Below are 20,828 nucleotides of genomic sequence, written 5' to 3' on the forward strand. Positions count from 1 at the left end.
GGGGCTGATCATTGCCGATGCGAGTTATGAGATCACGGTACGGTTTAGCGCGAGTTCGTACCGCTGTGCTTTGGCTTGCTGCGTCGGATTTTTGATTTGTGGGCCTTGTACGCCTTTTCGATATTGTCGCCGCCCATGTGGACGCCGATGGAAGCCAGATCATCAGTGAGGCGCTCGATTGCCTTTTCCCGGCTGAGCCCGTCATCCTCCATGCTGCGCCGAACCTCCAACGCAATGCCCTTGTCGCGCACCACATTCTCCAGGTCCGCCCCACGGCTGACCTTGCCGTTCACTTTGATGCTGAGCGGAAAAATCGCCGCGATCTCGCGCATCTTCGGGTTCACAAAACCGGCAGGATCGAAACGGGGATTGTCGCCGCGCGTCATCATAACCGCCAGCGCCAGCAGCACTTCGCGAGATGGGACATGGCCGCATATGATCCAGTCCGCGAAGGGCCGCGTGTCGCCCTTCGCCAGCCAGTCTAGAATTACGATATTGCGAGCATGGTCAACTGAAAGCCCGTGGTCTCGGGCAGCAAGAAGCGCCTCGATGTCCCACGCCGTGCCGGGGGTGTCCATCAGCCGCGCGCCTCCGCAAGCTGGACAACCTTGCCACTCTTGCCGGTCACGTGATCGGCCCATCGCTCCATCAGCGCCGCACGTTGGAGCAGGTGGTCCGATCGCTGATAGGCGCGCGTCACCTTATTGCCGACCGCGTGCTGTAGAACCGTCTCAGCGACCTCATGCGGCGCATCGGTGCACTCGGCCAGCCACACGCGAAGGGAGGATCGGAAGCCGTGCGGACGCGCCTCAAGGTCGGCCCGGCGCATGAACATGCTGAGCGTCATATCGCTGGTTACGCCCTTGCCAGTGACGTTTGGGAAAAGATAGCCGCCGCGAGCGAGCCGCTTTGCAAGTTCGATCACGTTCATAGCGTCTGCCGACAATGGCACCCGAAAGGCCTCCGTCTGGCCTTTTCGCCCCTTCATTGCCTCTGCCGGCACCGTCCAAATGTCGATCTCGTGCCCATCGATCTTCTCGCGTGTGATCTGATCCTCGCGGATGAACCGCAGCGGAGCGGAGCGAACGCCCGTCAGGATCAGGAGGCGCAGAGCGAGATGCGTCACGCTGCCATCGTCCAGGCTCGCATAGAAGGCGGGAACGTCCCGCCACGCCATGGCCGGGATTCTTCCCGCCTTGTTGTCGCCGCTGCCGATCAGAGCCCGGGCCTTGTCGATGATCTGCGTATCTACGTCGAGGCCGAGCGCAGCGGCATGGCGAACGACCAGGTTGAGCCGGTTGAGTGCCTTTCGCATCGTCTCGGGCTTTGTGTCACGCAGCGGCCGGAGCGTGTCGCGAATATCGACCTGATCGAGGTTCGCGACAGGCACCTTGCCGAGCTTAGGGAGGACATGCAGCGTCAACGGCGAGAACCAACGACCAGCCGTGCCATCGCCCTTCAGCCGCGCCTTGTAGCCCTCAAAGAAGTCGTCGGCGACATCCTTCAGCATGTGCAGGTTGCGCGCGGCCTCACGCTTGGCTCGCTCCCTGACCTTGATCGGATCGTTGCCGGCGCGCACGGTGGCCCGCCACTTCTCAGCGGCCTCGCGGGCTTCCTTCAGGCCAACATCGGAAATCGAGCCGAGCCCCATGTGCCGCAGCCGCCCATGCACGGCCACTCGCAGCACCCAGCTTCCGGCGTCTTTGCTGCCTTTGAATAACCAGAGGCCGCCGCCGTCGCCGTATTTGCCGGCAGGCGCTTGCCGCACCATCACCGCCGAGAGCTTGTTTCGCCCGCTCGCCATCATCGCCCCCTTTACACACCTCTTTCCACATTCAAGATTTAGATGGAATGAGATCGAATGACAATCAGCGATCCGCACCGATGACGAATTACTAATTCGGATCAACGATAGCCAAGCGTAGCGATTGCGTGCGAGACTAGATGATGTGTCGTGATATTGCGATTATGTGCCGGCCAGGGGCACCACGCTTCGCCCTTTCGGGCTTCGCGTGGCGCGGCAACGCCGCCGCAGACGAAGCGTGCCCGGCATAGCCTCTTGCGAAGCGAAGCGATCGCCTCGTACCGTCCGGAGGACTGCCACCTCGGTCAGGAATCACCAGGGCCACCCGATGGACATGCTCGTCAAACTCTATGCGCTGCCGGATTCCCGGCCCGCCTATGATCGATTGCGCGACGCCGGGATCGTCATGCGCCGTGCGCTGGCTCCCGAGAAACACAAGGTCACAGGCTGGGTGCGGCAGAATTTCAGCGAGGCATGGGCCAGCGAAACCGATGTCGCGTTCAGCCGCCAGCCGGTCTCCTGCTTCATCGCGGTCCGGGAGAAAAACATCATCGGCTTCGCCTGCCATGACGCGGCCTGTCCCAACTTCTTCGGTCCGACCGGCGTCGATCCGAAGGCCCGGCAAGGCGGGGTCGGAAAGGCCCTGCTGTTCGCCTGCCTCGAGGACATGCGGCAACAGGGCTTTGGCTACGCCATCATCGGCGGCGTGGGGCCGGCGGAGTTTTATTCGAAGGCGGTCGGTGCGGTGGCCATCGAAGGTTCGGAGCCGGGGATCTATCGGGGGCTGCTGTAGGTCAAGTGATCGTCAGATCCGGGCGACCGCGGAAGATCGCTCTCGACCCGCCCCGCTCGCTTCATTCAAATATGCGCCGGCATCGGGCACAAGCGAGCCGGCGTCGGTTTCCGCCAATTCAATACGGTTGCGACCGAGGCGCTTGGCCTCATAGAGCGCCTTGTCGGCGGCGGCGATGAGATCGCGATGCCTGGTTTCCGCGCCGGGCACCAGCGACGCGACGCCGATGCTCAGTTTCGCATGGCCGCGCACAATCTCGTCCGCGCCGCAGCGGACGATCAGATCCTCGCGAATCCGCGCCGCCAGCGCTGCCGCGTCGCCGAGCGGTGTTTCCGGCAGCAGAACGGCGAATTCGTCGCCGCCATAGCGCGCACCCATATCCGAAGGCCGCTTCACATTCGCCGCGATCGACGCCGCAATGTCCTGCAGCAGCCTGTCGCCGGCCTGATGGCCATGCGCGTCGTTGTAAACCTTGAAATGGTCGGCATCGATCATCAGCAATGCGACCGGCGCGTGGCTGCGCATCGCGCGGCGCCATTCATAGGCCAGCGCGCGGTTGAAATGCCGGCGGTTGGCAAGACCGGTGAGCCCGTCGATCGTGGCCAGAATGGTGAGCTTCTTTTCCGCGGCACTGCGGCGCGCGAATTCGCGATGCAGGAACGCGGCCAGCATCACCGTCACGGCGCACAGCACCGCCATCAGGACGCCGATCGCGACCGCCTGCCGCCACCACGCCGCAAGGACATCGTCGAGCGACTGGCCGACCACGACGATCAGCGGCAGATTGCCGACCTGGGTATAGACGAACAGCCGTTTGATCCCGTCCGATACCGCCTTCGACTCATAGTGGCCGCTGGGAGCCTTCGGGAAGTGCGTGAACAGTTCGGCGCGCTTGATGCTGGTGCCGATGAAATCCTGGCGGAACGGCCAGCGCATCAGCACGATGCCGTCGGTGCGCGCCAATGTCACCGTGCCATTGGGGCCGAGCGAAGCATCCTTGAACATCGTCTGGAAATGGTCCTGCAGCATGGCCGTGAGGACGACGCCGGCAAACGAGCCGTCCGGATGCGACAGCCGCCGGCTGAACGCCACCAGCGAGAGGCCGGTGACACGGGATGCGATCGGACGGCTGATGTACAGGCCGGGATATTCATTGTCTCTGTGAAACTGAAAATAATCCCGGTCGGACATGTTGTGTCGCGGCGGGATCAGATTCTTGGAATCGTGCGTGATCCGTCCGGTGTCATCGATGACGAACATCGATGTCGGATGACGCGCGGTTGCGGAATAGTCGAACAGCACCAGCTGGCGCATTTCCGGACTGAGACGATCGAGACCGGGCAATTTCAAATTGCTCATCAATCCCTCGAGCGAGAGATTGAGCAGATCTACGTTGCGGGCGATATCCGCCTTGAGCGAATTGGCGAGGCTGGTGGCGACCTCGGTGGCACGCGCTTCGGTCGCCCGCCGCGCCTCCAGCAGCACCCAGCCGCATACCGCGGAGAAGCTCAGCGCCAATAGAATGACCGAGATGGTCATCCGGTGATGCGACTGCGTCCATGCCCAGCCGGAAGCGTCACCTGCCTCGTCGGGTTCGCGCGACCAGAGCGACTTCCACGCTGGTTTGTTGGCTTCCGCTATTGCCACGGAATTCACCTTGCAAGACGTTGCCTTCGCCTCTTGTGCGCCGATGGAACGAGTTCCGCGTTAAAGGCCAAGTGAATTCGCCCCATGTGGTTCACAAATTATTCGCGGAACAGGTTGAAATGGCCTGATCGGGTGACTTTGCCGTGGAAGTACGGACGCTTTTCGCGCCGCACAAGCAATGATGAACAGCACAACGCGCCGCCAGCGCGGACTACGCCTGCGAACGGTCGCTACGCCTCAAGCAATCATGATCGAATCCACATGGGCATGCGCGATCAGTCGATCTGACTCGGTCCTGAGGTCCCTACCTCCGCCTTGCCCTGTACCAACGTCGCCGTGATCGCGCGTGGCCGGGTCAACACTTCCGGCTGCAGGATCTGGTCGAGTTGCTCCGGCGTGAGCAGTTTTTTGGCCAGCACCAGATCGTAGACGCTTTCGCCCGTGACCAGCGCCTGCTGCGCGATCTCGGTGGCGTTGGCGTAGCCGATATAGGGATTGAGCGCGGTGACGATGCCGATCGAGTTTTCGACGCCGCGGCGCAGGTGCGCAGCGTTGGCGGTGATGCCGTTGACGCATTTATCGGCCAGCGTCAGGCAGCCGGCGCGCAGATGATTGACGCTCTTGAACAGGCTGTGCGCGATGATCGGCTCGAACGCATTGAGCTGCAGCTGGCCGCCCTCGGCCGCAAAACTGACCGTAATGTCGTTGCCGATCACCTCGAAGGCGATCTGGTTGACGACCTCGGGAATCACAGGATTGACCTTGCCCGGCATGATGCTGGAGCCCGCCTGCATCGGCGGCAAATTGATCTCGTTCAACCCGACGCGCGGTCCTGATGACAACAGCCGCAGATCGTTGCAGGTCTTCGACAGCTTGACGGCGACGCGCTTGAGCACGCCGGAAAGCTGCACGAAGCTGCCGCAATCCTGCGTCGCCTCGACCAGGTTCGACGCGGTCACCACCGGAATGCCGGTGATCGACCGCAGATGCCGGCACACCAGACCGGCATAGTCCGGGTGCGAGTTGATGCCGGTGCCGATCGCGGTCGCGCCCATGTTGATCTCGCACACCAGCAGCACGGCTTCCCTGAGCCGCTGCTCGTCTTCTCCCAGCATGACGGCGTAGGTGGAAAATTCCTGCCCCAGCGTCATCGGCACCGCGTCCTGCAACTGGGTGCGGCCCATCTTGATGATGTCCCTGAACTCGTCGGACTTGCGCTCGAACGCCTCGCGCAGCACCGCCATCGCTTCGACCAGCCGCATGATGCCGCCGTAAGCCGCGAGCTTGAGCGCCGTCGGATAGACGTCGTTGGTGCTCTGGCTCATGTTGACGTGCTCGTTGGGGTGCAGGAATTTGTAATCGCCCTTGGGCCGGCCGAGCAGCTCCAGTGCGCGGTTCGCGATCACCTCATTGGCATTCATGTTGGTGGAGGTACCGGCGCCGCCCTGAATGACGTCGACCACGAACTGGTCGTGCAGTTCACCCGATCGCACTTCCTCCGCGGCGGCGACGATGGCGTCGGCGAGTTTGGCATCGAGCAATCCCAGTTCGCGGTTGCTCTTCGCCGCGGCGATCTTGATCGAGGCCAGGGCCGCAATGAGATCCGGATAGATCGAGATCGGGGTGCCGCTGATCGGGAAATTCTCCACCGCCCGCAAGGTGTGGACGCCGTAATAGGCCTCTGCCGGAACATCGCAGTCGCCCAGGAGATCGTGCTCGCGTCGCGTCGTCATTGGGGGGACCTTTTCGCCGGAGTGTCTCGGGGGTTGATAAGATCAGGAGATAGGGGTTTTTCCTAGTGATCCGTCATCCCCGCGCAACGGCTTCGCCGTTGCGCGGGGATGACGGAATCGACAGTACACGACAGGCACACCCTCGCGTTCTCGCGACGCATTGCGCCCGAGTTATTCTGGAAACTTCCCGCCCTAGATACAGAGGGCGCAGGGAAGACCGGGTGCGCGCTGCACCCGCGGTCCCGTGTGCGGTTTGCACAAGAAATGCTGCACACGAGCATACAGGGCAGCGGAGAACACCCGGCCTTCCCTGCGCAATGGCTTTACGGCTTATGCCGTGATCTCCCCGGAGACGAGTTCTTGGTTGACTCCGTCACCGCCGGTTCGGCTTGCGCCTAGCCGACGGCTTGACGCCAGCAACGGGCGCCAGGACCACACGGTTTTGCCGTACGCTTAGTCCACGCCGTCGTCTCAGCGTAAACCAGCGTCCACCGCAACCCGCCCAACGTCCGTGACGACGGCCGACGCCCTTCTGACCAGGACGGGATGGGCAGATACATACCCCTGATTTTCCTTCTGGTAAACAGAAATATTTTTTATCTTGGGGCTTGACACGAATTCCGTAAACCAGAAGTGATTTGCCCGTCGGGTCAGAGTGTCGCGGCTGCATCGATGCTGATAGGTCCGCGGGAGGGATCAGCCCATCCTACCCCTGCCCAAGCCCGATCAAATTGCGGCCCTTGGACTGGAATCCGGCGACGATCAGCCTGGCTTCGTCCGGATTTTCCTTCACGATCAGCTGCTTCATCTGCTCGCAATAATCGCGCGCCATCGACGGCAGCTGATCCTGGTTGATCCATTCCCAGATCGCCGACAGCGAGCCGCGCGATATCTGCCCGGAATTGGCGCGCTCGGGCGAGCGGTCGACGAACAATGCTTCGATCGGCTTGAAGAAGTAGCGCGATGGATTGCCGATGCGATTGTGGGTCTCGCCGCTCTTGCGAAACTCGGCGCGGAGTTCGGCCAGGATGATTTCGAAGCCCGAAATGTCCTCGTCAAACATCTGCATCCGTTCGATTTCGACGAGCAGGCTGCTGCGCGCATGCAACGTCAAATGACCGAGATATTTTCGGATCCGATCGGCCTGGATTTCATTTTTGGGCGTCACTTGGAAAGGATCCCTGATCCGGCCCTGGCGAGCTGTCCCGAAGTGTGGGGCGCGCTCCTTGCCGCCGGATTACTTTTTTACCCCGCAACTTAACGGTTTGGCCCGCAGGGTTCGATCAGTCCAGATCGAACAATCTGATCCGGGGCGTTTCGAGTCGCGCCGGCTCGGCCGCAAAGACCTGCCGCGGTTCGGTCTCTTCGCGGATCTTCTCCTCGACCTCGCGAAGCTCCTGATCCTGCCGCGGCCGGCGTCGTTCAACCCAGTGCTGACGACGCTCGGCCTTGCGCTTCTCCTCGGCGGCGCGTCTTGCCTCTCGCCTGATATCGGCGTCGCGTGACTTCACGTCGGCGGTGTCGCGCGCCCTGATATCGCTATCGCGCGTTTTGGCAAAAGCGGCTTCGGGCGTTTTGACCGGTTCAGGGTTGGTCTTTTCAGACGTTGCCGCCTGCGTCACGGGTGCCGCGGTCGTCGGTTGCGGTGACGCTGCGGGCGTGCTGGCTGCGGCTCCAGCGGACTGTGCCTGCGTCGAGGTCGTAGTGACGGGTTCGCTCTGCGGCTGGGTCTGCGCTGCATTCGGTGCGACCGCCGCCACGTTCGGTGCCGGTTCCGACGAAGCCTTCACCGGGATCGGCTTCTCCGACATCCGCAGCTCGAGCTTGCTCGTTTCGATCTTGGGCGCATGCGGGCTCACGATGTTCGAAATCAACATGCCGCCGCCAAGGCCCGCGACAACAGCCGCGACCACGGTTCCCACGCCTGCGAAATATGCGGTCGAAATGCGCATTGACTCGGCTCCTTAATCCACGCGGGAAAACGCGCGGATAGGACCGATGTTCCGATACGGGAAAATGTGGAAAACGATGGAACCGGCGGCGCGAGCTGCGGCCGCCGCAATCGCTCAGATCATGGAGGCTACTTTTTCGAGCCCGATGATGCGGGCGAGCGAGCGCACTTCGCTCTTCTGGTCTTCGCGCAACTGGAACAACAACGGCATCGCCGCCGATTTCAGCTGCTGGACTTCTTCCGCTTCGGGATCGATCGGAATGCCGCCCGCCGCATTGGGATCGGCCTGACGCTTCGCGTGGATCTTGCGGGCGACAGCCTTCAACGCGGTCTCCACCGGAGGCCAATAAGATTCCTGCGAGGCAGAAAGCTTGAGGCGCTCCTTGATCCCGGCGATCTGGACGTCGCTGAGCAGCGCGTAATTCTTTTGCGGGGCCGGCTTGGCTGCGGCTTTGGGCTTGGGCGGTGCGGCTGCAGGCGCCATGGCGGGTGCCGCGACTTTTGGAATTCCGAGATCGGCCGGCCCGGTCGAGGCGTAGGCCTGGCGCAGCGGCTCGCTCAGCACGGGTGCGGCCTGCGGTGGTTCGAACGCGGCCAGCGCCATCGTCGCAATGGCGAGCTTGTCTTTCTTGCTTTCCTTGTTGGAGACCGGAGATTGGACCGCGGCCGGTGCGGAGGCCAGTTCGTAACTCGCGGCGAACAGGGTGTCGCGGCCGAGAATTGCGGTGGCGGCGGCGGCCACTACGAGGAAACAGGTCAACGCAACGATCGTAATGGCTTTGGTCAAAAACGTCTCCATTCCGCCGATCCTGGAGCCTGTCGGCTCCAGTCTTTATAATTTTTGACGCGTTTTCTTGACGCGAACCGGTATCCACTTCGCCCGGAAACGCGACCCAGGATGCCCGAAAACTGGACGGTAATTAAGGCTTTACCATGCCGCTCAAGGGGTAGTGCCCGCTGAAAAGTGCGAGAATCGCGTCGAATCGGCAAAAAATCAAGCCGCCGCGGCCAGATCGTAGGCTTCCTGGATGTCGGCCACGATGTCGGAGGCCTCCCAGAGCGCGTCGGGGGCGACCGAGCGCAGGCTGATGGTCCAGTTGCTTTTGCCGGTGCGGGGCATGCTGACGATGTCGAATTCGACGTTGCGGCAGAGCGGATGCCGGTCCAGCGCGCGGGTCACCCGCCACCTGATCTCGTCGATGGTGGCCGGGGTTTTGGCATAAAACTGATCGAAATCCATCTTGCGCCCCCTTATTTGCGGATCGCCCGGCGGTGCGGCCGGCTATCCTGTGGTTCTATTGTTGGGGCGGATTTGGTTAATGGCCCGTTAATCCGGGAACGGCACGAGAAACAACCCTGCATGGCGGAAACAACTCAGGAAGCGACGACCGCCACGGACGGGCCGTCGGTCCGATCAGCGCTGCTGGCGGCCGCGGGCATTTCGATCGGCACGCTGCTGCTCGCGACCTTCGAATTGTCGATGGCCGACTGGCCGTCCGGTTTTGTCCTGCTCGGCATCCTGCCGCTGACGGCGCTGCTGTTCTTCGGCTGCTGCCTCTGGACGACGACGCTGCTGCTTCGCATCCCACGGGGCGGTGCAAAATTCGCGATCCCGTTCCTGATGTGCGCGGCGGCGCTGGCGCTGCTGGTCTACGCACCGTTACAGAAAGTCGCGCTGCAACGGAATTTCTACTGGCATCGCGCCGATCGCGAACGGATCGTGGCCCGCGTCGAGGCCGGCGAGCTCAAGCCGAACGTCCCCTACAACAAATCCATGATCGCGCTGGGCGCAACCGAGCCCAACGTTTCCGCCGGCGGAAACGACATCGTCATCGACACGGCCATGGACGGCACCTACGTGCTGTTCCTGACCTCGCGCGGCCTGAAACACTATTTCACCGGCTTCCTGCACGTGCCGCCGGGCAACGACCCCAAGGACTTCTTCGAGTTCGACGACAAACCGCCGAGCCTGCTCGTTCACTACGACAAGAATTGGTATTTTGTGGCGAATTAGGTGATCTGAATTTTCGCCGTCGCAGCGCGGTACTCCGCAAGCGTCTGTGCAACGAGTTCATCGACGCCAAGCACTTCCGTCACGCCCGAGGTGGAATGTCCGGCGCTCCAGATGTCTTTCCAGCGCTGTGGGCGGTTTTCGCGCGCGCCGATGTCGATGTCCTTGCCGATATCGATGGCGCCGCGCGCCGGCAGATCGTCGGGATCGAGGCCGGCAGCTTCGATGGATGGCCGCAGCATGTTGGTCTGCAAGCCCGTGAAAGCCGTGGTCAGCAGAATATCGTCGGCGCTGCTCGCGACCAGCATCTCCTTGTACCTCGGATCCGCCATGCTCTCGCGCGTGGCGATGAACCTGGTGCCCATGTAGGCGAGGTCGCAGCCGAGCGCCTGCGCCGCGCGCAAGGCGTGGCCGTCGCTGATGCCGCCGGCGAGCGCCAGTGGCCCGTCGAAGAAGCCGCGCACCGCGCGCACGAACACGAACGGATTGAGCCAGCCGGTCTGGCCGCCCGCACCTGCGGTCAGCAGCACCAACCCATCAGCGCCGGCAGCGACCGCGCGTTCGGCATGCCGGATGCTCGCGACGTCGGCAAACACCAGCGCGCCGGCATCATGCAACGGCGTCGCGACCTGTGCCGGCGATCCCACCGAGGTGATGACGATCTCGGGCTTGTGCCGCAGCAGCACCGCCAGGTCCTGCGCCAGCCGCGCATTGGAGCGATGCACGATCAGGTTCGCGCAGATCGGCGCGGCGGGCTTACCGCTCTCGTCCGAATGGCGGCGCAAACGGCCGTCGATCTCGCTGAGCCATTCGTCGAGCTGTTCGGGGCTGCGGCAATTCACCGTCGGAAACGAGCCGATCACGCCGTTGCGACAGGCGGCGACCACAAGCTCGACGCCGGAGACGAGAAACATCGGCGCTGCGATCAGCGGCAGGCTGAGGCGGTCCTGAAAGCGCGCGAGAAGATCGGGAGAATTCAAATGCGTTTCCATATCGGCGGTCTGGTTTGCCGGTCCACGCCGTAGCGTTTGACATCTGTATACTCGCAAGTATAGGACTTACCCATTGGAAAGTTCAAGGTCGTTTCCTCCGAAAAATGGATCGTTCATGGGTTCGACGGCGCGGCAGTCGCCTTGGCGAAAGGCGGAGGAACGGGAAAAGGAGCGCGGCGCGAAGCGGGAAGCGGTGCTGCACGCCGCCGTGCAATTCTTCAACGAGCGCGGCTTCCACGCGACCTCGCTGGATGACGTCGCCACCTCGCTCAACGTCACCAAGCCCACCATCTACCATTACTTCGCCAACAAGGACGAAATCCTGTTCGAGTGCGTGCGGCTCGGTCTCGAGAGCATCCGTCAGGCCGCCGAGACCGTGGAATCCCGCGGCGGCAGCGGTCTCGAACGCCTCACGGCGCTGATGCGTGACTATGCGGTCATCATGACGAAGGACTTCGGGATGTGCGTGACACGCACAGCCGACCACGAGCTTTCCATCGAGGGCCGCGCAAAGTTCCGGGCGCTGAAGCGCGAGATCGACCTGATCGTGCGCCGTGTGGTCGAAGTCGGCATGGCGGATGGTTCGATCGGACAGGGCAACGCCAGGATGATCACATTCACGCTCACGGGCGCGCTGAACTGGATTGCACGTTGGTACGACCCCGATGGGTCAGGTACGCCCGAAGAGGTCGCCGATGCCTGCGTCGCCACCCTGGTCAACGGGCTCGCCCCGCGTGCCAGCCGAAAGAAGAAAGCGTGATGGCGTTGCCATAGCGCGGATCCGTTCACATCCGAGAGCCGGTCAACGGCGGAGTGACCAACATGTCATCAACAGGGAGGAATTTTAAGATGGGCAATCCGCTTCATGCGTTTCCACCAGCATGCACGCAGACGCTGCGGGCGCTAGCGCGCTATCCCTCGCGGGTCGCGTTCTCCTGGCCGGGCGGATCGATCACCTATCAGGGCGCCGCCGACCTGATCGGCCGCATCCAGAAAGTGTTCATGCAGACCGGGCTTCAGCCCGGCGCGCGCGTCGCGTTCCTCACCGCCAATCGCGCAGACAGCTGGTGCGCCGGCGTCGCGGCGCAATTGTCGCGGCTGTCGATCACCTGGTTGCATCCGCTGGGCTCGCTCGACGACCAACTGTTCCAGATCGAGGATTGCGAAGCCGAGATGCTGGTGATCGACGCCGATACGTTTCGCGATCGCGGCGGGGAGCTGGCGGCCAAGGCCACAGGCCTGAAGACCGTGTTCACGCTCGGTCCGGCCGCTTGCGGGGTTGATCTGCTGGCCGCGGTCGATGCCGCCGGCACCGCCAGCCCGCGCAATTTTGCCGCGCCGGACGATCTCGCGATTCTGAACTACACCGGCGGCACTACCGGAAAATCCAAGGGCGTGCTGCGCACTCATCGCGAATATGGCGGCTGGGCCAACGCTACGCTGGCCGATTTCGAAATCCCGGATACCCCGAGCTATCTCGCGGTGGCGCCGATCAGCCACGTCGCCGGCACCAAGGTGCTGCCGACGCTGATGCGCGGCGGCACCGTGCATATGTTGAAGGGTTTCGATCCCGAGGCGGTGTTCAAGACCATCGCGCGCGAGCGCATCAATTTTACCCTGCTCGTGCCGACGATGATCTACGTGCTGCTGGACCACCCCGCGCTCGACAAGCACGACCTCTCCTCGCTCGAATTGCTGCTCTACGGTGCCTCCGCAATGTCGCCGAGCCGCCTCGTCGAGGGTCTCGAGCGGATCGGGCCGGTGTTCTCGCAGCTCTACGGCCAGACCGAGTGCTACCCGATCTCGGTGCTGCGCAAGGCCGATCATGATCCGAAGACGCCGGAAATGTTCCTGTCCTGCGGTTTTCCGGTCTCGGCCTGCGAGGTCAAGGTGCTCGACGACAACGATCAGGAAGTCGCGACCGGCGAAGCCGGCGAGATCTGCGTGCGAGGGCCGCATGCGATGGCTGAATACTGGAAGCGGCCGGAACAGACCGCCGAAACCCTCAAGAACGGCTGGCTGCATACCGGCGATATCGCTCGCAAGGACGAGCGCGGCTACCTCTTCATCCTCGACCGCAAGAAGGACATGATCGTCTCCGGCGGCTTCAACATTTTTCCGCGCGAGATCGAGGATGTGTTGTCGCAGCATGCGGATGTGGCGATGGTCGCCGTGGTCGGCGTTCCCGACGACAAATGGGGCGAGGCGGTCACGGCGGTGGTCGTGGCGCGCGAAGGTGCGAAGCCGAATGCGGATGAGTTGATCAATCTCGTGAAAACGAAAAAAGGCTCGGCGCATGCGCCGAAGCACATCAAATTCGTCACGGAGTTGCCGATGACCGGCGTCGGCAAGGTCGACAAGAAGGTACTGAAGGCCGGCTTCTGGACCGGCCGCGACCGGATGGTGGGGTAGCTCGCCGGCTCAGGCCAGCAGCTGGTCGAGCCGCTCGCGCAACTGGTCCTGGTGATAAGGTTTTGCAAGCCGCGGCAGATCGAGCTGCGCGCCGTCGGGCAATTCGGCATAACCTGTTGCCAGCAGGATGGGCAGCGACGGGCGCACCTGGCGCGTCGCTGCCGCGAGTTCAATACCGGTCATCCCGGGCATCACGTGATCGGTCATCATCAAATCGATCGGCTGCTCGCTCCTGAGAATGTCGAGCGCATGCAGGCCCGAATTGGCGCCGATCACGTGGTGACCGAGGTCTTCCAGCATCTCCATCGTCGACATGGCAATCAGCGGATCGTCGTCGACGAACAGGATCACAGCCGAGCGTTTGGTGCCTTGCGTCGCCGGCGCCGGAGCCTCGACCTCCGGTGCGGCGGTAGCTATCGGGAGTATCAGCGTCGCGGTGGTGCCTTTTCCGACGGCGCTTGCAAGCCGCAAGGCGCCACCGAGTTGCACCGCCAGCCCGTGCACCATCGACAGGCCAAGGCCGGTGCCCTTTCCGAGTGGCTTGGACGAAAAGAACGGCTCAATCGCCCGCTCCAGCGTCTCTGGCGTCATGCCGGTGCCGGTATCGACGACGGACAGCCTGAGATAACGGCCAGGCGACAACACCGCATCCCTGGTGATCTTCTGCTCGTCCAGCCTGATCTCGATCGAACCGCCGTCGGGCATCGCGTCACGTGCGTTGATCGCCAGATTGAGGATCGCAAGCTCAAGCTGGTTGGGGTCGATACGCGCCGGAGGCAGGCCGTCCCTGATGTCCAACCGCACTTCCACGCGCGGGCCGAGCGACCGCTCCAGCAGGTTGGTCATATCCTGAATCAGCGAACGGAGGTCGACCGAGACCGCGCGCAAATCCTGCTGACGCGCAAAGGCCAGAAGGCGCTGGGTCAATGACGCCCCCCGTTCCGCGCCCTGCATGGCGCCGTCGACCAGCCGGTGAAGCCGGGGATCGTCGGGAAGGCGCTTGCGCAACAGATCGAGGTTACCCATCACCGCCATCAGCAGATTGTTGAAATCATGCGCCACGCCGCCGGTAAGCTGTCCGATCGTCTCCATCTTCTGCGCCTGGCGCAATTGTTCCTGCGCCTTTTCACGCGCGGCGACTTCCTTCATCAGATCGGCGGTGCGCTGCTCGACGCGCTGCTCCAGTGTCGCCGTCAGTTCCGCCAGCGCGGTGCGTTCGGCGGCGAGTTGCGCGAGCAGGGCCTCTCGCTCGATTTCCGCAATCTTGCGCGCGGTGATATCGGAGCAGACGCCGACCAGTGACTTGATGCTGGCGTCCGGCCGCCGCACCGCGCGGGCGCGGGTGTCCACCCAGTGCTGCGAACCGTCGGGCCATATAATCCGATATTCGATGCGGTAGTCCGCACCGCTCTTGATCGCCTGATCGATGGCTTCGAGACGGCGCTCCCGGTCGTCGGGATGGACCGACGCCGACAAATCCTGAAAGGTAAAAGACTCGCCCGGCTTGCGGCCGAAAAAGCGCGCGCAGGTTTCCGATGCTTCGAGTCTGTATTCCGGCAAATGCAATTCAAGCGCCCCGAGATGACCGGCGTTCAGCGCCGTCTGCAACAGGCCTTCGCTTTCGGTCAGTTCGGCCAGAATGGCGCGGGTCTGGTATTGACGGCGCCGGGCGCGGACCGCGGAGCCGACGATACTCACCAGCGTGGTCGGATGAAACGGCCGCTCGATGAAAGTGACATTGCCCAGGATTTGCCCGAGCCGCGCGGCGTCGGGATTACGTTCGGGACCGCCACCCTGACGGGTCAGCAGCACGATCGGAAAATCCGACCATGATGGCTGACCGTTCAGCCAGATCACCAATGCCCGAAGATCCGCGGTCTTGACCGCCTCGTCGGCGATAACGGCGAGGCCAGCACCGCGTTCGATCTCATGCATCAAGCCGGCAAGATCGCTGCAGGTATTGGCGTAAAAGCCTGCTTCCTTGATGAGCGTTGCGGCCACGGACGAATCGCGCCCCGTCGGCGCGAGAATGACGGCGCGCTCGGATGATGCGCCCGGTTTCACGGCTCCTGCTCCTCGAACAAGGACCGGTCGTGCAGCAAGGGCTGGCCTTCGCCAACATAAACCGGAACGCCGCGCAGAACACCATGGAAACCGTCCAGCGGTTCGCCGATCGTCAATCCTCGATTGTCGATGCGATATTCGCGAATCGTCGCTTCGTGCATGCCGGTGCGCTTCTTGATGACCGACATCGCACGCCGCACGCTGCCCAATGCCTCGAAATAACGCAACAGCACGACCGTGTCGGCAAGATAGGTGACATCGACCGGCGCCTTCATATCTCCGATCAATCCATGCTGCGCCACCGTCATGAATGTCGCAGCGCCCTGGCGGTTCAGATACTGCAGCAATTCATGCACGTGCAGGATCAGGGAGTTTTCTTCGGGCATGGCGGCCTGATAGCCGTTGAGGCTGTCGATCACGACGGTCTTGATCCGGTCCTCATCGACCCGCCTGCGAACGCGATGGGCGAACTCGCCGGGAGACAGCTCCGCGGCATCGACCTGTTCGATGAACAGGCTTCCGCTGCGCTGCATCTCCTCGAGATTGATGCCGAGCCCGATCATGCGCGAAAACAACAGCCCAAGTTCTTCGTCGAACACGAACAACGCAGCCCTTTCACCGCGCGCGATCGCCGCGACAATGAACGTGATGGCAGCGAGAGACTTGCCGGTACCCGCCGGTCCGAGGATTAGCGTGCTCGATCCCGTCTCGACACCTCCACCCAACAGCCTGTCGAGCTCCATGATGCCGCTGGACATCGTGGTGCGCTCAACGGTCCTGCGAAACTCGGAGGCCACCAGCCGCGGAAAAACATTCATCCCGCCGGTGGTGATCGTCGCGTCATGATAGCCGCCGCGAAACTTGACGCCGCGGTATTTGATGATGCGCACGCGCCGTCGCTCGGCGCCGTAGGCCGGCGCCAGCTCTTCCAGCCGCACCACGCCATGCGCGACGCTGTGCACGGTTTTGTCCGCCAGTTCGGTCGTCATATCGTCGAGCAGAACGACGGTAGCATTGAACTTCACAAAGAAATGCTTGATCGCGAGTATCTGACGTCGATAGCGCAGCGAACTCTGCGCCAGCAGCCGGATTTCGGAGAGACTGTCCAAAACCACCCGGGCTGGCCGCTCGCGTTCCACGGCTTCGAATATCTGCTTGGTGGTCTCGCCGAGTTCGAGATCAGACGAATAAAGCAGGCTCTGCTGCTGGTCGGAATCGAGCAGGCTCTCCGGCGGCAATAATTCGAACACGGCGATCCGGTCATCGAGCGCCCAGCCATGGGACGCCGCACCCTCGCGCAGTTCGCGTTCGGTTTCAGACAGCGTGATGTAAAGGCACTTCTCGCCGGCGCGTGCACCCTCCATCAGGAATTGCAGCGCAATGGTGGTTTTGCCGGTGCCGGGCTCGCCTTCGAGCAAAAACAGATGGCCACGCGTAAAGCCGCCGGACAGGATGTCGTCCAGCCCCCACACGCCCGATTTTGCCTTGTCCGTGGGTATTGCAGCTGCGTTCATAAGGCCCCCTAACGGAGGGCAACTCCGGCGATATCAGGGGGTTCCCCGGAGATGGAACCAGGAGGGGAAAATTCTGATCAAATCGCGCCATTTTTCCGGCCAGCAGCCGGAAATCCCTCGGTGACATGACCAGCGTTGGACGGCCGGCTTCACAGCAAGCGGGGAAACGGCGGTCCCCGCTTGCCGCGCCATGGCCCGGCCTCATGGCCGTATCAAGCCGCCCCTGCTCGCCTCTCGGCGTGAGCCTTGGACTTCTCGAAATTATTCGGCACTTCGATATCGACCTCGAGCGTCGACACCGCCGGGCCGCGGTCCAGCTTGACCGTGACCTTGTCGGGATCGAGCTGGATGTGCTTTGAGACCACCGCGAGAATTTCCTCGCGCAGCGTCGCCAGCAGGTCCGGTTGACCGCGCAGGCCGCGCTCGTGCGCCAGCAGAATCTGCAGCCGCTCCCGCGCCACCGGGGCGGTTGCCTTGCGGCCGCTGAACAGGCGAAGCAGATTCATACTCATGCCGCCCTCCGTCCGAGCAATCGGTTCATAAATCCCCTGCGTTCGGCCGGCACGACCATGTCGACGGTTTCGCCCATCAGGCGGCGGACCGCGTCGGTATAGGCGCGAGCCGGTGCACTGGCCACATTGTTCAGGGTGACGGGCGAGCCGACATTCGAGGCGCGAAGCACATCCTGGCTCTCGGGGATGATGCCGAGCAGCGGCGTGGCGAGAATTTCGAGGATGTCATCGATGCTGAGCATCTCGCCGCGCGCCGCGCGCACCGGATCGAACCTTGTGATCAGGATGTGCTTGGTCACCCGCTCGCCCTGCTCCGCCTTGACGGTCTTCGAATCGAGCATCCCGATGATGCGGTCGGAGTCGCGCACCGAGGAGACTTCCGGGTTGGTGACAATCACGGCTTCGTCCGCATAACGCATCGCCAGCATCGCGCCGCGTTCGATGCCTGCGGGACTGTCGCACAGGATCCAGTCGAACTTGGTCCGCAGCTCAGCGATGACCCGGCCGACGCCTTCGTCGGTCAGCGCGTCCTTGTCCCTGGTCTGGGAAGCTGGCAGTAACCACAGATTCTCCAGGCGCTTGTCGCGGATCAGGGCCTGCTGAAGCTTGGCGACGCCCTGCACCACGTTGATGAGGTCGAACACCACGCGCCGTTCCGCGCCCATCACCAGATCGAGGTTGCGCAGGCCGACGTCGAAGTCGATGACGACGACCTTCTCGCCGGCCTGGGCCAGCGCCGCACCGAGCGCGGCGGTGGACGTCGTCTTTCCAACGCCGCCCTTGCCTGATGTAACGACCAGGACCTTTGCCATAATTGATCTCCGTAGCCGATTAATTCAGCGGTGTAATTTTCATCGTGTCGCCTTGCAGCCAGGCCTGGGCCGGGCGATTCCGCAGCGAGGCGTCGATTTCTTCAGCAGTCTGGTAGTAGCCGTCGATGGCGAGCAGTTCCGCCTCGATCTTCTGGCAGTAAATCCTGGCCGACGAATTGCCGTTGACGCCGGCCATCGCCCGGCCGCGCAGCGTGCCGTAAACATGGATCGATCCGCCGGCGACGATTTCCGCACCCGAGCCGACCGAGCCCAGCACGGTGACATCGCCATCGGTGAAGACGATCGACTGGCCCGAGCGGACCGGACTTTCGAGCAGCAGCGAATTCGGCTTCGGCTTGGCCTCGACCTTTTCCTCGGGCTTTTCCGCAGGCTCGGTTCGCGTGATCACGCAGGAACGACCGCCGGTCAGCAGCGGCGGCATGCTGGTGGTGAGCTTCTCGGCATCCACGCCCTCGATCCCCAGCACGCGGATGTTGCGTTCTTCCAGATTATTGACGAGGTGGGTGATGGCCGCGCGGCTGAGGTCCAGCGCGGCCAGGTCGAGCACGACAGGCTTGCCGACGAAGAAGCCCGGCGAACGAGCCAAGGTCGCATCGATCTCCTCGAGCCAGCCGACGATCGGGATCTCCGGCGTGAACACGAAGGCGACATACGAGCGGCCCCGCATGCGAACCAATTGTCGCGTTGCCCCCGCTGTTGCCTGCATGGTGGATCCACCCATTCCTGGTTACTGAATAATTAAGGATGGGACTGATTTGGTTAATGGTTGATTAATTATGACAGCTCATTCAGCGGCCGTTTGGTGCCAAAAAAGCGACACGAGAGCTACCCGAAGTTACAGGTGAGCGGTGGCGGTCACCGAAAGTGGTGGCAATTTGATCGATTCGTGCCGGCCGGATCGGCTGACCACCCGATCGCCCTCGCGTCAACGCCGCTCGATCACCAGACTCTGGACGGCACGGCCGAAATAGCCGCGTTCATCGGCCAGCCGCGCCATTGCGAGGCCCGCGCCGTCGGGGCCGATCCAGGATTCGGCGTCAAGCAGCATCCAGTCGCCGACCGGCTGGCGCGAGAAATTCACCGTGAGGTCGGCATTGAGAAACGTCCATTGCCGGAAATCCAGCACCGCCGATGTGCCGTTGCAGAAATCCGCGGCCACCATCGCGCGCATTGCCTGAGAGACCGCCGCCCCTTCGACGATCGGGCGATCGACGCGATACCAGATCGCGCCCGGACCGGGGACGCCGAACCGGCCGCGGGCGGCGCGCAGCGACATGCCTGTTACGAACGGGCTGGAAGAAAAATCCGCGGGCTCGGCCCGCGATTGCTCCGGTCCCGGCAACGTGACCTGTTCGATCTCGGCCTCGGGCGGCAACTCGTTGGCCTGCAGCTTGATCTTCAAAATAGTGGCCGCGACCACGATCACACCGTTGGCGCGAAGTTTTACCGCGCAAAGCTGGATCTTGCGGCCTTCACGCAAAATCTCTGTCTCGATCGTCAGCGGTGCGACCGGCACCGGGCGCATCAGATCCACCGTCACCCGCGCGATCCGCATCGGTACCGGCGTCGGCAATGCTTCTGCCGCCCACACCACCAATGCCGCCGGCGGTGAGCCGTGCTGCATGCTCGGGTCCCACGGCCCCGCCGCGTGAGGGCTGGTGAGGACGCTGTTCCCGTCCACGCGAAAGATAGCGTCCATCAATGATCCCTTGAGAAGGAAAGTGCTTTTCTGCCCGCTCCGCTCGCCAGAGTCGAGAGCCCGGCGGCACAGACCCTTGCGCGCCAATCGCACGCAACGGCACACTCACGCCTTGCGTCAAATGAAGGCCATGCCGCCGTTGAGGATAATGGTCTGGCCGGTCATGTAGTCGTTGCCGAGCACCATCGCGACAGCCTGCGCCACTTCCTCAGGCTGCCCCATTCGGCCCAGCGGAATGTTGCGGGCGAGATCGGTGCGGCCGCGCATCATGTCGGTTTCGATCAGCGACGGCGCCACATTGTTGACTGTGATCCCCTCCTTCACCAGCCGCGCCGCATACCCTCGCGTCAGTCCTTCCATGCCGGCCTTGGAGGCATTGTAGTGCGGGCCGATGGCGCCGGCGCCGCGCGCGGCACCCGAGGAAATGTTGACGATGCGGCCCCATTTGCGCGCCCGCATCATCGGCAGCACGGCTTGCGTACACAGGAAGACCGACTTCAGGTTGACCGTGATGGTGCGGTCGAAATCGGCCTCGGAAAGTTCGTCGACGCTGCGCGGAATCGCGATGCCGGCATTGTTGACGAGAATATCGATCGGACCGAGGTCACGCGCGACCTGTTCGATCATTTTTGCGACGGCAGCGGCCTGCGACACGTCGGCGGCAACAGCGATGGCGCGGCCACCGCCGGCCTTGATTTTGGCGACGACAGCTTCCGCGTCATCCGCCCGCTCACGATAATTGACCGCGACTGCGGCACCGAGTTCGGCGAGCGTCAACGCAATCGCAGCGCCGATGCCGCGCGAGCCACCCGTCACCAGCGCGACACGCGCGCTCAGATCCTGTTTGGTCGTCATCGATCCCA

The 20,828-nt window shown here is 62.9% G+C and carries 20 protein-coding genes; 4 read left to right on the forward strand and 16 right to left on the reverse strand.

All coding sequences use genetic code 11. The annotated features are described in order from the left end of the window. Positions 1-44: 44 nt before the first annotated feature. Positions 45-578, reverse strand: a complete 534-nt coding sequence (locus ABIE49_RS16900; protein WP_192735263.1) for a hypothetical protein — start codon at positions 576-578, stop codon at positions 45-47. Continuing rightward, positions 578-1,804, reverse strand: coding sequence for a tyrosine-type recombinase/integrase (locus ABIE49_RS16905; protein WP_192735264.1), 1,227 nt, complete (start codon positions 1,802-1,804; stop codon positions 578-580). The genes ABIE49_RS16900 and ABIE49_RS16905 overlap by 1 nt, the downstream gene beginning before the upstream one ends. 328 nt (positions 1,805-2,132) lie before the next feature. Here ABIE49_RS16905 and ABIE49_RS16910 point away from each other — a divergent pair, with 328 nt between their 5' ends. Then, entirely contained in the window at positions 2,133-2,597 is a 465-nt protein-coding gene (locus ABIE49_RS16910; protein WP_192735265.1) for a GNAT family N-acetyltransferase, read from the forward strand. Between the two features lie 12 nt (positions 2,598-2,609). On the opposite strand, the gene ABIE49_RS16915 is transcribed toward ABIE49_RS16910, so the two are convergent. From ABIE49_RS16915 to ABIE49_RS16940, 6 genes are all read right to left on the reverse strand, one after another. Beyond that, positions 2,610-4,244, reverse strand: coding sequence for a sensor domain-containing diguanylate cyclase (locus ABIE49_RS16915; protein WP_192735266.1), 1,635 nt, complete (start codon positions 4,242-4,244; stop codon positions 2,610-2,612). Positions 4,245-4,519: 275 nt separating this feature from the next. Next, entirely contained in the window at positions 4,520-5,977 is a 1,458-nt protein-coding gene (gene aspA / locus ABIE49_RS16920) for an aspartate ammonia-lyase (RefSeq protein ID WP_192735267.1), read from the reverse strand. A gap of 706 nt (positions 5,978-6,683) precedes the next feature. After that, on the reverse strand, positions 6,684-7,145 hold the full coding sequence (locus ABIE49_RS16925; protein ID WP_192735268.1) for a hypothetical protein: 462 nt from the start codon (positions 7,143-7,145) through the stop codon (positions 6,684-6,686). Between the two features lie 115 nt (positions 7,146-7,260). Further along, positions 7,261-7,929, reverse strand: a complete 669-nt coding sequence (locus tag ABIE49_RS16930; RefSeq protein ID WP_192735269.1) for a hypothetical protein — start codon at positions 7,927-7,929, stop codon at positions 7,261-7,263. A 114-nt stretch (positions 7,930-8,043) separates the two neighbouring features. Continuing rightward, a complete protein-coding gene (locus ABIE49_RS16935; protein ID WP_192735270.1) occupies positions 8,044-8,715 on the reverse strand; it encodes a hypothetical protein in 672 nt (223 codons plus the stop codon). A 207-nt stretch (positions 8,716-8,922) separates the two neighbouring features. Next, positions 8,923-9,168 (reverse strand): hypothetical protein, encoded by a 246-nt coding sequence (locus ABIE49_RS16940; RefSeq protein ID WP_192735271.1) that lies wholly within the window; start codon positions 9,166-9,168, stop codon positions 8,923-8,925. A gap of 120 nt (positions 9,169-9,288) precedes the next feature. Here ABIE49_RS16940 and ABIE49_RS16945 point away from each other — a divergent pair, with 120 nt between their 5' ends. Beyond that, a complete protein-coding gene (locus ABIE49_RS16945) occupies positions 9,289-9,942 on the forward strand; it encodes a hypothetical protein (RefSeq protein ID WP_192735272.1) in 654 nt (217 codons plus the stop codon). Here the strand turns inward: ABIE49_RS16945 and ABIE49_RS16950 are convergent. Then, the gene (locus tag ABIE49_RS16950) at positions 9,939-10,931 is read right to left on the reverse strand and encodes an NAD(P)H-dependent flavin oxidoreductase (RefSeq protein WP_192735273.1); all 993 of its coding nucleotides are present in this window, start codon (positions 10,929-10,931) and stop codon (positions 9,939-9,941) included. The two genes, ABIE49_RS16945 and ABIE49_RS16950, sit on opposite strands and share 4 nt — an antisense overlap. Before the next feature lie 115 nt (positions 10,932-11,046). Here ABIE49_RS16950 and ABIE49_RS16955 point away from each other — a divergent pair, with 115 nt between their 5' ends. Both ABIE49_RS16955 and ABIE49_RS16960 read left to right on the forward strand, forming a co-directional pair. Further along, positions 11,047-11,691 (forward strand): TetR/AcrR family transcriptional regulator, encoded by a 645-nt coding sequence (locus tag ABIE49_RS16955; RefSeq protein WP_192735274.1) that lies wholly within the window; start codon positions 11,047-11,049, stop codon positions 11,689-11,691. Positions 11,692-11,780: 89 nt separating this feature from the next. After that, positions 11,781-13,343 (forward strand): AMP-binding protein, encoded by a 1,563-nt coding sequence (locus ABIE49_RS16960; protein ID WP_192735275.1) that lies wholly within the window; start codon positions 11,781-11,783, stop codon positions 13,341-13,343. Between the two features lie 9 nt (positions 13,344-13,352). On the opposite strand, the gene ABIE49_RS16965 is transcribed toward ABIE49_RS16960, so the two are convergent. The 7 genes from ABIE49_RS16965 to ABIE49_RS16995 form a co-directional block, all read right to left on the reverse strand. Continuing rightward, complete coding sequence (locus tag ABIE49_RS16965) at positions 13,353-15,407, reverse strand: ATP-binding protein (protein WP_192735276.1); 2,055 nt, start codon at positions 15,405-15,407, stop codon at positions 13,353-13,355. Next, positions 15,404-16,921, reverse strand: coding sequence for an ATPase domain-containing protein (locus tag ABIE49_RS16970; protein WP_192735277.1), 1,518 nt, complete (start codon positions 16,919-16,921; stop codon positions 15,404-15,406). Before ABIE49_RS16970 ends, ABIE49_RS16965 begins: the two co-directional genes overlap by 4 nt. A gap of 212 nt (positions 16,922-17,133) precedes the next feature. Continuing rightward, on the reverse strand, positions 17,134-17,433 hold the full coding sequence (minE, locus tag ABIE49_RS16975) for a cell division topological specificity factor MinE (RefSeq protein ID WP_192735278.1): 300 nt from the start codon (positions 17,431-17,433) through the stop codon (positions 17,134-17,136). Further along, on the reverse strand, positions 17,430-18,245 hold the full coding sequence (gene minD, locus ABIE49_RS16980; protein ID WP_192735279.1) for a septum site-determining protein MinD: 816 nt from the start codon (positions 18,243-18,245) through the stop codon (positions 17,430-17,432). The genes minE and minD overlap by 4 nt, the downstream gene beginning before the upstream one ends. A gap of 19 nt (positions 18,246-18,264) precedes the next feature. Further along, positions 18,265-18,972, reverse strand: coding sequence for a septum site-determining protein MinC (gene minC / locus ABIE49_RS16985; protein WP_192735280.1), 708 nt, complete (start codon positions 18,970-18,972; stop codon positions 18,265-18,267). Between the two features lie 219 nt (positions 18,973-19,191). Then, entirely contained in the window at positions 19,192-19,965 is a 774-nt protein-coding gene (locus tag ABIE49_RS16990) for a thioesterase family protein (RefSeq protein WP_192735281.1), read from the reverse strand. A gap of 117 nt (positions 19,966-20,082) precedes the next feature. Beyond that, positions 20,083-20,820: an SDR family NAD(P)-dependent oxidoreductase gene (locus ABIE49_RS16995; RefSeq protein WP_210337210.1), complete on the reverse strand. Its 738-nt coding sequence runs from the start codon at positions 20,818-20,820 to the stop codon at positions 20,083-20,085. Positions 20,821-20,828 lie beyond the last annotated feature (8 nt).

The organism is Bradyrhizobium sp. OAE829 (assembly GCF_040546575.1).
In the GTDB taxonomy this organism is placed as follows: Bacteria; Pseudomonadota; Alphaproteobacteria; order Rhizobiales; family Xanthobacteraceae; genus Bradyrhizobium.